The organism is Stenotrophomonas sp. BIO128-Bstrain, from assembly GCF_030128875.1.
In the GTDB taxonomy this organism is placed as follows: Bacteria; Pseudomonadota; Gammaproteobacteria; order Xanthomonadales; family Xanthomonadaceae; genus Stenotrophomonas; species Stenotrophomonas bentonitica_A.
Window position 1 is genome coordinate 3,629,840 of the sequence record NZ_CP124620.1, and the last position, 13,873, is coordinate 3,643,712.

At 67.8% G+C, this 13,873-nt stretch carries 16 protein-coding genes and 1 tRNA gene; 4 read left to right on the plus strand and 13 right to left on the minus strand.

Annotated elements, in window-relative coordinates:
• Positions 1-85 precede the first annotated feature (85 nt).
• On the minus strand, positions 86-1,375 hold the full coding sequence (locus POS15_RS16570) for a tryptophan--tRNA ligase (protein ID WP_070474392.1): 1,290 nt from the start codon (positions 1,373-1,375) through the stop codon (positions 86-88).
• Positions 1,376-1,481: 106 nt separating this feature from the next.
• Here POS15_RS16570 and POS15_RS16575 point away from each other — a divergent pair, with 106 nt between their 5' ends.
• A complete protein-coding gene (locus tag POS15_RS16575) occupies positions 1,482-2,282 on the plus strand; it encodes a hypothetical protein (RefSeq protein WP_284128529.1) in 801 nt (266 codons plus the stop codon).
• A gap of 90 nt (positions 2,283-2,372) precedes the next feature.
• On the opposite strand, the gene POS15_RS16580 is transcribed toward POS15_RS16575, so the two are convergent.
• The 7 genes from POS15_RS16580 to birA all read right to left on the minus strand — a co-directional run bounded on the left by POS15_RS16580 (position 2,373) and on the right by birA (position 6,812).
• Positions 2,373-2,594, minus strand: a complete 222-nt coding sequence (locus POS15_RS16580) for a CsbD family protein (RefSeq protein WP_019185523.1) — start codon at positions 2,592-2,594, stop codon at positions 2,373-2,375.
• 201 nt (positions 2,595-2,795) lie between these two features.
• Positions 2,796-2,933, minus strand: coding sequence for an entericidin A/B family lipoprotein (locus tag POS15_RS16585; protein ID WP_019185522.1), 138 nt, complete (start codon positions 2,931-2,933; stop codon positions 2,796-2,798).
• Positions 2,934-3,124: 191 nt separating this feature from the next.
• Positions 3,125-4,045, minus strand: a complete 921-nt coding sequence (gene rocF / locus POS15_RS16590) for an arginase (protein ID WP_019185521.1) — start codon at positions 4,043-4,045, stop codon at positions 3,125-3,127.
• A gap of 93 nt (positions 4,046-4,138) precedes the next feature.
• A tRNA-Thr gene (locus tag POS15_RS16595) sits at positions 4,139-4,214 on the minus strand.
• A gap of 40 nt (positions 4,215-4,254) precedes the next feature.
• Positions 4,255-5,103, minus strand: a complete 849-nt coding sequence (locus POS15_RS16600) for an SPOR domain-containing protein (RefSeq protein ID WP_019185520.1) — start codon at positions 5,101-5,103, stop codon at positions 4,255-4,257.
• A gap of 9 nt (positions 5,104-5,112) precedes the next feature.
• Positions 5,113-5,850: a type III pantothenate kinase gene (locus POS15_RS16605; protein ID WP_019185519.1), complete on the minus strand. Its 738-nt coding sequence runs from the start codon at positions 5,848-5,850 to the stop codon at positions 5,113-5,115.
• Complete coding sequence (gene birA / locus POS15_RS16610; protein ID WP_026070148.1) at positions 5,847-6,812, minus strand: bifunctional biotin--[acetyl-CoA-carboxylase] ligase/biotin operon repressor BirA; 966 nt, start codon at positions 6,810-6,812, stop codon at positions 5,847-5,849. The genes POS15_RS16605 and birA overlap by 4 nt, the downstream gene beginning before the upstream one ends.
• 129 nt (positions 6,813-6,941) lie before the next feature.
• Here birA and POS15_RS16615 point away from each other — a divergent pair, with 129 nt between their 5' ends.
• Entirely contained in the window at positions 6,942-7,217 is a 276-nt protein-coding gene (locus POS15_RS16615) for a hypothetical protein (RefSeq protein WP_026070147.1), read from the plus strand.
• Entirely contained in the window at positions 7,184-7,969 is a 786-nt protein-coding gene (locus tag POS15_RS16620) for a M90 family metallopeptidase (protein ID WP_019185516.1), read from the plus strand. The genes POS15_RS16615 and POS15_RS16620 overlap by 34 nt, the downstream gene beginning before the upstream one ends.
• A gap of 116 nt (positions 7,970-8,085) precedes the next feature.
• Here POS15_RS16620 and POS15_RS16625 read toward each other — a convergent pair whose 3' ends face one another.
• The 4 genes from POS15_RS16625 to dusA all read right to left on the minus strand — a co-directional run bounded on the left by POS15_RS16625 (position 8,086) and on the right by dusA (position 11,889).
• On the minus strand, positions 8,086-9,510 hold the full coding sequence (locus POS15_RS16625; protein WP_019185515.1) for a sensor histidine kinase: 1,425 nt from the start codon (positions 9,508-9,510) through the stop codon (positions 8,086-8,088).
• Between the two features lie 20 nt (positions 9,511-9,530).
• A complete protein-coding gene (locus tag POS15_RS16630; protein ID WP_019185514.1) occupies positions 9,531-10,214 on the minus strand; it encodes a response regulator transcription factor in 684 nt (227 codons plus the stop codon).
• Between the two features lie 77 nt (positions 10,215-10,291).
• Positions 10,292-10,660 carry a hypothetical protein gene (locus POS15_RS16635; RefSeq protein ID WP_046272358.1) on the minus strand — a complete coding sequence of 123 codons (369 nt, stop codon included), beginning with the start codon at positions 10,658-10,660 and terminating at the stop codon, positions 10,292-10,294.
• Between the two features lie 212 nt (positions 10,661-10,872).
• Entirely contained in the window at positions 10,873-11,889 is a 1,017-nt protein-coding gene (dusA, locus tag POS15_RS16640; RefSeq protein ID WP_019185512.1) for a tRNA dihydrouridine(20/20a) synthase DusA, read from the minus strand.
• A gap of 169 nt (positions 11,890-12,058) precedes the next feature.
• On the opposite strand from dusA, the gene POS15_RS16645 reads away from it, so the two are divergent.
• A complete protein-coding gene (locus POS15_RS16645) occupies positions 12,059-13,015 on the plus strand; it encodes a cation transporter (RefSeq protein ID WP_019185511.1) in 957 nt (318 codons plus the stop codon).
• Positions 13,016-13,036: 21 nt separating this feature from the next.
• Here the strand turns inward: POS15_RS16645 and POS15_RS16650 are convergent, their stop codons facing one another.
• A complete protein-coding gene (locus POS15_RS16650) occupies positions 13,037-13,873 on the minus strand; it encodes an AraC family transcriptional regulator (protein ID WP_019185510.1) in 837 nt (278 codons plus the stop codon).

The following is a 13,873-nucleotide window of genomic DNA, read 5'->3' on the forward strand; positions in this document are numbered from 1 at the left end:
TGTGATGGCGCGGTCGCCTGGTTGCCGGCCAGCGGCCGGCACTACGTGGTGCTGCGGGTGGCTGGGTGTTGGCCAGCAGGCGGCGTTACTCGCGCAGTGCCTGCAGTGCGGCAAGCACGACATCCACCTCCGCCTCGACCTTGAACAATTCGCTCTGCAGCCCGTCACCATGCTCGGTCTGCTTGAGCACGCCGATCAGCTGGCCGGCGTCGCGCGGCGAATCAAAGCCCTCGCTCTGGATCAGCAGCGTGCCGTCACCGGCCTGCAGCTTGAAGTAGAAGCGGCCGTCCTTTTCGCGGTACTGCTTGAACAGCGGCGGTGCCGCGCGCGCAGCGCCGCTTTCCTCGCTGGGTACATCACCGGCGGTGGACAGATCGCGCAGGCCAACCGCATGGCGCAGCTCCTTCAGCAGCGGCACGGCGAACTGCTCGCGCAGCTGCTGGCCACGACGGCGCAGCAGCGCCTCGATCTTCTCCGGCTCGGCCATCAGGGCGTCATAGCGTTCGCGCAGCGGGGTGATCTCGCTGTCGATCCGCTCGAACAGCTGCTGCTTGGCATCGCCCCAGCTGATGCCCTCGGCGAAGGCCTGCGCGAACGCAGCGGTCTGCTCCGGGGTGGCGAAGGCCTGGTACATCTGGAACAACGCCGAGCCTTCGGTGCTCTTGGGCTCACCCGGCGCGCGCGAATCGGTGAGGATCGAGAACACCAGCTTCTTCAACTCCGCGCGCGGGGCGAACAGCGGAATGGTGTTGTGGTAACTCTTGCTCATCTTGCGGCCGTCCAGGCCCGCCAGCGTAGCGACCTGCTCATCGATCACCACCTCCGGCAGCGGGAAGAACTCCTGGCCGTAGACGTGGTTGAAGCGCTGCGCGAAATCGCGCGCCATCTCGATGTGCTGGATCTGGTCGCGGCCGACCGGCACGCGGTTGGCCTTGAAGATCAGGATGTCGGCGGCCATCAGTACCGGGTACATGAACAGCCCCGCGCTGACCCCGGCATCGTCGTCGAGCTGCTCTTCGCGGTTCTTGTCCACGGCGGCCTTGTAGGCATGCGCGCGGTTGAGGATGCCCTTGCTGGCGATCACGGTCAGGAACCACATCAGCTCGGTGGTTTCCGGGATGTCGCTCTGCCGGTAGAACCACACCTTGTCCGGATCCAGCCCGCACGCCAGCCAGCTTGCCGCGATCTCCAGCGTGGAGCGCTGGGTGCGCTCGGGCTCCTGCGCCTTGATCAGGCTGTGCAGGTCGGCCAGAAAGAAAAAGCTCTCGATTTCCGAGGCCTGGCTGGCGGTGATCGCCGGACGGATGGCGCCGACGTAGTTGCCCAGGTGGGGCGTGCCGGAGGGGGTGATGCCGGTAAGGACGCGGGTAGTCATGGGAATCAATGCGGACAGATGAACCGCCCCAGTTTACCTGCCCGCGCTCGACCCCGTTGGCCCGGCCCGTGCGTTTGATCGTGCACCTGCCCTGCGGAGCCCTGCCATGAAACGTTTGATCCTGCCCCTGCTTGCCGTGCTGGCCCTGTGCGGGTTCAAGCCGGCGCTGCCGCTTCGTTACGACACCGGGCCGGTCCACCTGACGGTGATCGACCGCGACAGCGGCCAGGCCCTGACCCAGTACCGCCAGGACGGCCAGCGCTGGATCGCGGGCCAGCAGGGCCACCGTTACAGCGTGCGCCTGCGCAACGGCAGCGCCGAGCGCGTGCTGGTGGTGCTTTCGGTCGATGGCCTGAATGCCATCAGCGGCGAGGTGGCCGCGCCCCACCAGACCGGCTACGTGCTCAACCCGTGGCAGACCACCGACATCCATGGCTGGCGCAAATCCGCCGACGAGGTCGCCCAGTTCGTGTTCACCGATCCGGACCGCAGCTACGCCGGCCGCACCGGACGCCCGGCCAACATCGGCGTGATCGGCGTGGCCGTGTTCCGCGAGGCGGGGCGGGTGTCATGGGAAGCCGCCCCCGCCGTGGCCGACTCCGCCGATGCCAGGGCACGCCCACAGGCGCGCTCCTCGACGACGGAGCGCGTGCGGGTGACCGGTTCCAGCGCCCCGGCACCGCAACTGGGCACCGGCCACGGCCAGCGCGAGCCGTCGCGGGTGCGCAACACCGCGTTCGAACGCGACACGGCCTTTCCGACGCAGCAGGTGCAGGTGCGTTACGACAGCGAGCGCAATCTGGTGGCACGCGGGAGCATTCCAAGGTCAAGCGCGCCGGTGCGCGACGAGCCCCAGGCCTTCCCGGGCCAATACGTGCCCGATCCCCCGCCGCAGCGCCGCCGCTGATCGCGCAGGTGCCCCACAGAAAACGGGCCGCTTTCGCGGCCCGTTCCGGTTTCAACCCCCGACGGCGGCGCCGTCGTCATGGATCACCACTCAGTGGTAATCCGGATAATCCTTGCGCATGGCCGCTTCGAAGTCGCGGACTTCGGTTTCAGCACGGTCGCGTGCCCAGCCATAGCGTTCCTGCAAGCGCCCTGCCAAGTACTCGGCATTGCCTTCGGCCACCTTGAAATCGTCGTCGGTCAGGTCGCCCCACTTGGCCTGCGCCTTGCCCTTGAGCTGCGTCCACTTGCCGGAAATGATGTCTTTGTTCATGGGTTCGCATCCTTGATTGCAACGGCCATCTCGCCGTGGGTCCAGAATGCGCGTGGTCGCGTTGCCGCGCGGTCAAGCAGCGATGAAACGCACGCTCACGAGCTTGAATGATTCACCACTGCACGCGTTCCGCCGCCATTTGGCGGACATGAAAAAGGCCGGGAAATCCCGGCCTTTTCCGTTGACGACTGATCCGTTGGATCAGTTGCCCTTGGCAGCGCCTTCGACCGTTTCACCGGCCTTCTGCACGTCCTTGCCGGCACCGGCAACGGTGTTGCAGCCGGACAGCATGGCCACCGAGAACATCGACAACAGCATCAGTGCGATAACACGCTTCATGGGGTTCTCCTGGTTGTTCAAATTCAATACCGAAATCCGGTCCCGCCTGTCAGAAGAGCACGCCAGCGCAGCTCCCCTTCCCGACCTGCAGTGCCGTGGGTTCAACCACACGGCGCCGCGTGAAGTGCAATCTGGCGGGAGAGGCGTGCAGCGGATGTGAATGCACGCAAATACGGTTCAGCCAGCCTTGCTCAATCGCGCATCAGCGTCGATTTTCCGAACAGGCTTTCGACCAGATCGACGGCCAGTTCGGCGGTGGCGTTGCGGTTGTCCAGCAGCGGATTCAGCTCGACGATGTCCAGCGAGCCCATGCGCCCGGTGTCGGCGATCATCTCCATCACCAGCTGTGCTTCGCGGTAGTTGACCCCGCCCGGCACCGTCGTGCCCACGCCCGGCGCGATGCTGGGGTCCAGGAAGTCCACGTCGAAGCTGACGTGCAGGTGCGTGTTGGCATCGATGCCGGCCAGCGCCGCCTCCATGGTGCGCTTCATGCCGGCTTCGTCGATGTAGCGCATGTCGTAGACATCCACCTGGTGCTGCTTGATCAGCCGCTTCTCTTCCTGGTCCACCGAGCGGATGCCGATCTGGTGTACCTGCTGCGGGCGGATCGCCGGGGCATCACCACCGAGGCGGGTCAGCGCGTCCGGGCCCAGCCCGCACAGGCAGGCCACCGGCATGCCGTGCACGTTGCCCGAGGGCGTGACCTCGCTGGTGTTGAAATCCGAATGCGCATCCAGCCACAGCACGCGCAGGTCCTTGCCCTGCTCGCGGCACCAGCGCGCGACCGCGGTGATCGAACCGATCCCCAGGCAGTGGTCGCCACCGAGCATGATCGGCATGCGGCCGGCCTGCAGTTCGGTGTAGGTCGCCTCCATCAGCGCGCGGTTCCAGGCCACCACCTCGTCCAGATGGCGGTAGCCCTGCACCGGTGCCGTCCACGGGTTGCGCGGGCCATCCAGGTTGCCGAGGTCGCGCACCTCCACGCCGCGCGCGGTGAGCGCGTCACCCAGGCCTGCGATGCGCAGGGCGTCCGGTCCCAGTCCTGCGCCACGGTGGCCCGCACCGATATCGGTGGGAACGCCAATCAGGGACACCGGGGAATACATCGCCATCGCTGTTGCCTCCATTGCAAAGAGGACCAGCATAGCCAGCGCGGCGTGATACGACTCGCGGCGCTGCAGCAGTCGTCATCGACTGTGCATCAATGGTGCCGGCACCCGGATTCGAACTGGGGACCTACCGCTTACAAGGCGGTTGCTCTACCAACTGAGCTATGCCGGCATGGGCATCGCGGCGGGAGGACCGTCGCGGAGCCGGGATTCTAGCGCAAGCGCGCGCATTCCAGCGAGCGTTGCTGGGCCGCACCGGTGCGCTGGCGGACCGCGGCGGCGCCGGTGCCATCGGCCAGGGTCGCATCCAGCCACCACTGTGCGCTGCCATCGCCCCCGCTGGCGACCATGGTCGCCTTGAAGCCGGCCGCGCTCAGGGCCGCCAGGCGGCGGTCCGCACCTTCCCGGTTGCGGTACTGGCCCAGCGCGATGGCATTGGCCTCTTCGCCCTGGGCAATGATGTAGTAATCACTCACCCCGGCCGCGACGATGCGTTTGACCGTGGCCTGCGCTTCTTCACGACTGGCAGCGGGCGGCAGCAGGACGCGGTAACGGGTGGCGCCGGCATCGGCGACCTCGCGCAGCCTGGCCCCACGCAGGGCTCCCCCGGCGCGTGACTGGGCGGCCTGGGCGGCAGCACGGTCAGCGAACGGCCCCAGGCTCACGCACTGGGCGGGCGTGGGGCTTGCGGTGATCGGAGCGGGTGTGGATGCCGGTACCGGAGCTGCCGCCACCGGGGCCGGTGCAGGCACGCTGGTGGCGGGCGCCGGTGCAGGCGTGTCAGCCACGGCGGCGGCTGGCTCGGCGCTGGCCGGCGCGGCCGTGGGCACCGGCGGCTGGGCCACCGGCGCGGAAGCGGGCGTGACGTCCTGCAGTGCCGGCGCGGCGTCCAGCGGCGTTGCGGCAGCCGGCGGCGCCTGCGTGGCCGGCAGCACTTCCAGCTGGGCCACACCGACCGGCGAAGCTGGCGGCGCGCTGACCGGTTCACCGCGCAGCAGCCACCACAGCGCGACACCGAGGTTGAGGATGACCAGGACGACGATCAGGGCACGGGTAAGCATCGGCTGATCCTAGCCTGCCGACGGCGGTTGGTGCACGGCCCAGCGGGCCAGCCCATCAAGCACCAGCGAGGGCTGGAACTCGGCATCGCCGAGCAGCGGCAGCAGCGCCGGTGCGCCGCCCCCGTGCACCAGCAGATGCGGCAGCGCGCCGAGGCGTTCGCCGCCCTGCGTGCGGCTGCGTTCAATCAAGGCGACCGCCGCACCATCACAGCCGGAGGCCAGGGCATCGGCGGTGTCGTTGGCGAACTCACTGTAGTCACCGCCTGCGGCCGGCAACTGCACGGCGCGCGCATGCAGCGCTTCGCGCATGGTGGTCGGCGAGGCGGCAATGCGCCCGCCGTGATGCTGGCCATCGGCGTCGAGCAGATCGATGGTGAGCGCGGTGCCCACCCCGGCAATCAGCACGGCCTGGCCCCGCGCCGCCACGGCCAGCAGTGCCAGGTAGCGGTCCACACCGAAGCGGTTGGGGTCGGCGTAGGCGATCCGCACACCGGCGTACTCGGCCTCGGTACGCGCGACACGGACGTGGCGGAAGCGGGCCTGCAGCACATCCAGCATGGCGGCCGTCAGCGACGGCGCTGCGACGCTGGCGACATACGCGGTATCGCCCGAGGGCAGCGCCTCCAGTGCCACCGCAGGCATTGCTTCGGCGCCATGCGGCCATGCCTGCACGTCACCGGCGCGCACGCCCTGCAGCGGCGCGAACTTGAAGCGCGAATTGCCCAGGTCAAACAACCAGTCGCTCATTGCGCCCTCACGCTGACTTCGCCCGCATGGAAAACCCGTTCGCTGCCGTCGATACGCACGCGCAGTGCTCCGTCGTCGGCCAGGCCCAGTGCCGTGCCGGCAAACAGGACGCCGCCTTCTTCCACCTGCACCTCGCGCCCGGCCAGGCTGTCCAGCGCGGCGTAGCGGGCCAGGAACGGCGCCAGGCCCTGCTGCTCGAACGCGTCCAGTGCCGGCAGCAGCGCGGCCAGGATGCGGGCGACCACGGCATTGCGCGAGGTCTGTTCGCCACACAGCGTGTCCAGATCGGTCCAGGGCTGGGTGATCTCCGCCGCGAAGGTGGCCGGCATGCGTACGTTGACGCCAAGCCCGATCACGGCCCGCGCAGGGCCGGCGAATTCACCGCCGCCTTCGATCAGCAGGCCACCGAGTTTGTGGCCGTCGACGACCAGGTCATTCGGCCACTTCAGCGCGACACCGCCGAAGCCCGCCTCGCGCAGTGCTTCGGCCACCGCGACACCGGCGACCAGGCTGAGCCCGCCCAGCCGCGACAGGCCACCGGCAAAGCCGCGTAATACTGAGAGGTAGACATGCGCCGCCAACGGCGAGGCCCACACCCGCCCCCGCCGCCCGCGGCCACGGGTCTGGCGCTCGGCCAGGAGCACCGCCACCCCGCGCTCCGGCGCGCTGCAACGCAACAATTCACTATTTGTTGACGCCACCGACCAGGCGATCTCCAGCGAGGCCAGTTCGGCGGACACCGGGCCCGGCAGCGCAGCCTGGATGGCATCGGCCTCCAGCAGGTCCAATGGCTGCTGCAGCTGGTAGCCGTCACCGGCACGGCCGTCGATATCGACCCCGGCGGCTCTAAGTCCTTGAATCCGCTTCCAAATCGCGGCGCGGGTCTGGCCCAGTTCGCGCGCCAGCGCGTCGCCGGACAGGCGCCCGGCGCCCAGTTTGGCCAGCAGTTGGCGGTCGTCCACGGCAGCTTCCATCGGGTAAACGGGAAAAGTATGCGGGAAAGCCGCCGCCAGCGCCCACCGGAGGCCTTCCAATCCCTTGGGCGAATCGGGCTAGAATCGAGAACTTGACCCGCCCTGTGGATGTTGACGATGCGCCCGTTCGCCCATTGCCTGCTCCTCCTGATGGCCCCGCTGGCCGCGCACGCTTCCGATGCGCTCACCACGGCGGGCCGCGGCGCGTGTGTCTATTCGGGCAGCGAGAACGAGCGCAGTGCGCCCGCGTCGGCCTCGGCGGCCGCCGCCCCGGCGACCGTCAAGCCCAGCGCCAGCAGCGGTACCAGCACCGGCGGCGGTGGCGATGACGACGTACTGCCGCGCCTGCGTGCGCCGAAATGGCACAGCTTCCTGCCGGGTATGTTCCGCTGATCGAACGACTGTTGGGCTGGCTGCGCCGCACGCCACGCGAGATCGACCCCACCCTCTGGGACCGCACCTGCCGCCGCGCCGCGTGGCTGCAGCAGCTGGACCCAGCCCGCCGCGAGCGCCTGCGCGCCCTCGCCGCCCGCTTCCTCCACGAGAAGACGATCAGCCCGGCCGCCGAACTGCAGCTCGATGAGGCCGACGGCGTGCTGTTGGCCGCGCTGTGCTGCCTGCCGTTGCTGGAACTGGGCGAAATCGGCCTGCGTGGCTGGTCGCAGCTGATCGTCTATCCCGACGCGTTCCGCGTGCACCGCAGCCATGTGGATGCCGCCGGCGTGCTGCACGAATGGGACGACGCGCTGATTGGCGAATCCTGGGACAGCGGTCCGCTGATTCTCTCCTGGGCCGACATCCAGGCCGACATCGCCGATCCCGAAGCCGGGTTCTGCGTGGCGGTGCATGAGATGGCGCACAAGATCGATGCGCTGGACGGGGCGATCGACGGCACGCCGCCGTTGCCGCGGGCGTGGCAAACGCAATGGGCAGCGGATTTCCAGCAGGCCTACGACACGTTCTGCGCCGAGGTGGACAGCGGTCGGCAGACGTTGATCGACCCCTACGCGTCCGAGGCGCCGGAAGAATTCTTCGCGGTGGTCAGCGAGTACCACTTCTCCGCACCGGCGCTGCTGGCGCGTGAGATGCCGGCGGTGGCCGGGCATCTGCAGCGGTTCTATGGACCGTCACCGCTGATGCGGTGAGGCGCGCCACGACCAACGGTCGTGGGCCACCAGCGCCTTGGAAATGCCGGGCGATCCAGATCGATGATGCACCCTGCAGACCACGGGTAGGTACCGACCGCTGGTCGGTACAACCTTTACGGCCCCGGCGGCAGCTTCACTTCAAAGCGCGCGCCACCCAGTTCCGGCGAACGCGTCACCTGCAGTTCGCCACGGTAATCCTTGATCAGGTCCTGCACGATCGACAGGCCGATGCCGTGGCCCTGCACGCGCTCATCGCCACGCACGCCACGCTGCAGCACCTTGGCGATGTCTTCCGGTGCGATGCCCGGGCCATCATCGTCCACCGAAAGCACCAGGCCTGCGCGACGCGCACCGGGCGCCGGCAACGGATGCGCGGTCAGCAGCACGCGGCGCTTGGCCCACTTGAAGGCGTTCTCCAGCAGGTTGCCGAGCAGCTCCTGCAGGTCACCAGGCTCGCCATGGAAACGCGCGGCCGGATCGATGTCGAATTCGCACAGCACGCCCTTCGAGGCATACACCTTCTCCAGGCCACGCACGATCTCTTCGGCGTTGGACTCGATCGGCAACGGCGCGGAGAACAGCTTGTGGCCGGACGACGCCGCGCGCGCCAGCTGGTAGGACACCAGGTTGTTCATGCGCCGCAGCTGCACGTCGAATTCTTCGCGCAGATCCTCATCGCGCGCGCCACTGTCGAGCTGCGTGCGCAGCACCGCGAGCGGTGTCTTCAGGCTGTGCGCGAGATCGGCCAGGGTGTTGCGCTGGCGCTCGAGGTTTTCGCGCTCGCTCTCGATGAAGGCGTTGATGCTGTCGGTCAGCGGCTCCAGCTCGCGCGGATGGCGTTCGCTCATGCGCTCGGTTTCACCGCGCTGGACCTTGGTCAGTTCGTTGATCACGCGCCGCATCGGGCGCAGGCTCCATTGCAGAATCACGGTCTGCAGCAACAGCAGGATCAGACCGATGCCACCCAGGTAGAACCACACCCGCCCGCGGAACACGCGCAGCTGCGCGCCGAGCGCGCGCGAGTCTTCGAGCACGTAGATCGTGTACGGGAATTCGGTGGCCGGGTCGGCGTCGGCATCCCAGACCAGGCCCATGCCATAGCGGTAGGCCGAGCCCTCGCTGCCGTCGATCTGGATCATCGGCAACGGGCCTTCGAAGACTTCCTGGCGCGGAGCCAGCATGCCGCCGCCCACGGTGGGCAGCATGGGGCCTTCGGCGGACATGGAGTTGCCCTTGCCGTCGGGCATCACGACCTGCAGATAGAGGCCGCTGCCGGGAACATCAAAGCGCGGATCCGGTGGCTGCTCGCGGATGTACAGCGAGCGATCGCGGGTGAAGTCGATGCCGGCCGCGTAGGCGGTGGCGTAGTTCTTGAGGCGCTCGCGCAGGTTGGCCTTCGCGGTATCGGCGAAGGCGGCGTCCAGCGCGTAGCCGGCCAGGGCCAGGAAGGCCACCAGGCCCACCGAGGCGGCCAGCAGCTGGCGCGCCTGCAGTGAGCGCGGCCGCCAGCGTTTAAAGAACCACAGACGGCCGGACATCATCTATCGCCAGCCGCAGCTCAGCCTTCGTTGCGCGGAATGGCGAAGCGGTAACCGCGGCCACGCACGGTTTCGATCGGCTTGAGTTCGCCGTCGGCATCGAGCTTCTTGCGCAGGCGGCCGATGAAGACCTCCAGCACGTTCGAGTCGCGATCGAAGTCCTGCTGGTAGATGTGTTCGGTGAGGTCGGCCTTGGAGACCAGTTCACCGGCATGCATCATCAGGTACTCGAGCACTTTGTACTCGTAGCTGGTGAGGTCCACATTGCTGCCGTTGACGCTGACCGTCTGCGCGGCAAGATCCAGCGCGACCGGGCCGCATTCCAGCGTCGGCTTGCTCCAGCCGGCAGCGCGGCGCAGCAGCGCATTGACGCGGGCCAGCAGCTCTTCCACGTGGAACGGCTTGACCAGGTAATCGTCGGCGCCCTGCTTGAGGCCCTCGACCTTGTCCTGCCAGCTTGAGCGCGCGGTCAGGATGAGCACGGGGAACTTCTTGCCCTCGTCGCGCAGCGCCTTGATCAGTTCCATGCCCGACATCTTGGGCAGGCCCAGATCGATGATACCGACGTCGAACGGTACTTCGCGGCCCATGTACAGACCTTCCTCACCGTCCTGCGCAGCATCGACGGCAAAGCCTTCGCGCTTGAGCCGGGCTGCCAGTGTTTCCCGCAGCGGGGCTTCGTCTTCGACCAGAAGGATACGCATGAACTCTCCCTAGTGTCCTGGGTATGGCCCCATGGGGCCAGTGGGTAATGCAGATGACTGCGGACAACTATCCCTGTTCAGGGGTTATCGCCGCGTAGTGATGACATATCCGAGCGCGGCGTGCGGGGCTGTGAACGCGATGTCGCCGGATCGTCCATATAGCGGACGCGACCGCGATCATCCATGTACTTCACCCGGTTGATATCGCGCCCATCGAAGGGCACGCGCTCGGCGCCGAGGATGTGTCCACCGGTAGTACGTTGCACCCGACGCACCGCGTCGGACAGCGAGCGCTCCTGCGGGCCACCACGTTCGGCCGTGCGCATCATTTCGGCACGGGCCGCTTCCGGCGGTGGCATCTGTGCCCACGCACTGCTGGAGGCAGCGGCGCCCGTCGCCAACAGGGCGAAGGCGGCAATGCGGCGGTGGCGGGTCACGGAGAACATCGGTCTGATCCTAGCGGAGCGCGGCTAAACGTTCAAAAGTTGTGAATCGGCAACCGCCAGCCTGGGCCGGCGCTTTACGAATCTTTAGCGAATTCTTGGTTTTAGCCAGTGAATCCGATCTGAACTTTTCCAGCTGCCTCCCCGCGCCGTTCATATAAGTGAACATTGGCGGTCAAAGCGGGATGCTTGTCAAGCCGACAAGGTGACGCGGCTCACGCGGCGACGCGATCGGCCTGCGCCCGGGTCACTGCCAGCGCCTGCTCGATCAGGCTCCAGTCGGCCCCGACCCGGTGCGAGCCCTCGCTCAGGATCTGGCGGAAGGCGCGCCCACCGGGCTGCCCATGGAACAGGCCCAGCAGGTGGCGGGTGATGTGCTTGAGGGCCAGCCCGCTGGCCAGCCGGGCCTCGATGTAGGGCTGCATCGCGCGCAGCAGGGCTTCGCGAGGTTGCAGCGCGGCGCCGGTCTGGGCGGCCTCGAGCTGATGCAGCACGTAGGGATCGTGGTAGGCCGCACGGCCCAGCATCACCCCGTCCAGGGCCGGCAGCTGGGCCTGCGCCGCCTCGACCGTGGCCAAGCCGCCGTTGAGGACGATCTGCAGCTGCGGGCGATCGGTCTTGAGGCGGTGCGCCCAGTCGTACCGCAGCGGCGGCACTTCGCGGTTTTCCTTGGGCGACAGGCCCTTCAGCCACGCGTTGCGGGCATGTACCACGAACATCGCACTCCCGGCGTTTGCCGACTGATCGACGAAGTTGACGAAGTTTTCGTAGTCGTTGTCGTCATCCACGCCCAAGCGGCATTTCACCGTGACCGGAATGTCCACCGCGGCAACCATCGCGCCCACGCACTCGGCGACCAGCGCCGGCTCGCGCATCAGGCAGGCACCGAAGCGCCCCGCCTGGACCCGGTCGGACGGGCAGCCGCAGTTGAGGTTGACCTCGTCGTAGCCCCATTCCTGCGCGATACGCGCAGCCTGAGCCAGCAGGGCCGGATCGCTGCCGCCCAGCTGCAGGGCCAGCGGATGCTCGCTGCCGTCGAAGCCGAGCAGGCGCTCGCGGTCGCCATGGATCACCGCGTTGGCGTGCACCATCTCGGTGTACAGCCGTGCGCCCGGTGCCAGCAACCGATGGAAGTACCGGCAATGGCGGTCCGTCCAGTCCATCATCGGGGCGACGGACAGGCGCAGGGAGGCGGCGTAACGCGCGGCGGCGTCGGTGATCGGCTGGGTCATGGGGCGCGGGGCTGTCTGGATTCACTGGCAATGCCAGCGCAATCAATAGTTTACCCCCTTCCCATGAACGCTGCCCGAGAGTGCAGCCGGCGGCCGGATCGCGCGCGGAGTACCCGCCTGCAACGACGGCGGTAGACAATGCAGCCTTGCACGTCCCTCCCAGGCATCCATGCCCGCACTCCGTCTGCCCAGCTTCGACCCCACCACCGAGCAAGGCGTCCTGCGCCTGTCGATCGCCGCCTCCCTGGCGATGGCCGCCGCGGCCGTGGCGTTCGGCCTGTTGGCCAACTCCTCGCTGATCATCTTCGATGGCATCTACGGGCTGATCGACGTGGTGATGACCTGGTTGTCGCTGCTGGTGGTGCGCCTGATCAGCCTGTCGACCCACGTCGATACCCTGCAGTCGCGCTTGAACCAGCGCTTCACCATGGGCTTCTGGCACCTGGAGCCGATCGTGCTCGGGGTCAGCGGCACGTTGATGATCGGCGCGGCGCTGTATGCCGCGGTCAATGCGGTGGATACCCTGATGTCCGGCGGACGCGAGATCGCGCTGGGGCCGGCAATCCTGTTCGCGGTGATCTCGATCGTGGCCGAAACCGGCCTGGCACTGTTCGTGCGCCGGGCAAACCGGTCGATCGGCTCGGACTTCATTGCCCTGGATGCCAAGAACTGGGTCGTCGCGGCCAGCATGTCGGCGGCGTATCTGGTCGCCTTCGTCGGCGGCTATGTGCTGGGCGGCACGCCGTGGGCGTGGCTGGTGCCGTACATCGATCCGGCGATCCTGCTGGTGGTCTGCCTGTTCGTGGTGGTGGCGCCGATGGGCACGGTGCGGCAGGCACTGTCGGACATTCTGCTGATCACGCCGCTGGATCTGCAGACGCATGTCGATGAGGTTGCGCGCGATATCGTGGCCCGGCACGGCTTCCTGGAGTACCGCAGCTACGTGGCCAAGGTCGGGCGCGGTGAGCAGATCGAACTGTTCTTCGTGGTGCGCGCCGATGATCCGCCGCGCGCGCTGATCGAGTGGGACCGGCTGCGCGATGAGATCGGTGAGGCGCTGGGTGAGGAGTCGCCGGACCGCTGGCTGACCATCATGTTCACCACGGATCGGGAGTGGGCGATCTGAGCAAGGCCGGCGTGCGTCGCGTTATCGCTCGGTGGCCACACTGCCCTGCTTCCACTGCCGTGGCGACTGCCCGGTCTGCGCCTTGAACGCGCGCGACAACGCCGCTTCGCTGCCGTAGCCCACATCGATGGCGATGCGCTTGAGCGGATGGCCGCGGCGTAGCGCCTGCTGTACCAGGCGAGTGCGCCAGCCCTGCAGATAGTGCCCGGGCGTGCTGCCGATGGTGTCGCGGAAGCTGTCGGCGAAGGCGCTCCGTGACATGCCGGCGCGCTGGGCAAGCGACTCCAGCGTCCACTCGTCGGCGGGTGCTTCATGCATGGCCACCAGCGCGTGGCGCAGGCGCGGATGGGCCATGCCGGCCAGCAGGCCGACGCGGATCTGGCCGCTCTCCATCAGCGCGCGCAGGATCTGGATCACCACCACTTCAAACAGGCGATCCAGCAGCGCCTGGCGGCCACAGCGCTGCGCGAAGGCTTCTTCGAACAACAGCGACAGCACCGGCTGGCCGCCATACAGGCCGTCCAGCGGCAGGCAGACGACCGGCGGCAGTGCAGCGGCGACCGGATTATTGGCCCCGCCTTCGAACTGCAGGTTGGCGCAGGCAAAGTCGGCCCCCCGGGTGGCATCGGTGACGAAGCGGTGCGCGAGCGGGCGCGGGTACAGCAGTACGCTGGGCGTGGTGATCTGCAGCACGCTGCCGTCCGGATGCTCAACGCGCACATCGCCCTCGCGGATCAGATGCAGTTGGCCGCGCTCGCCGTCGGCGGGCAGATCGTTGATGCCGCACAGCGCGCCGGCATGGAACACCTCGGCCGACACCGCGAAGCGGTCCAGCAGGGATTGCAGTCGATCGACCAT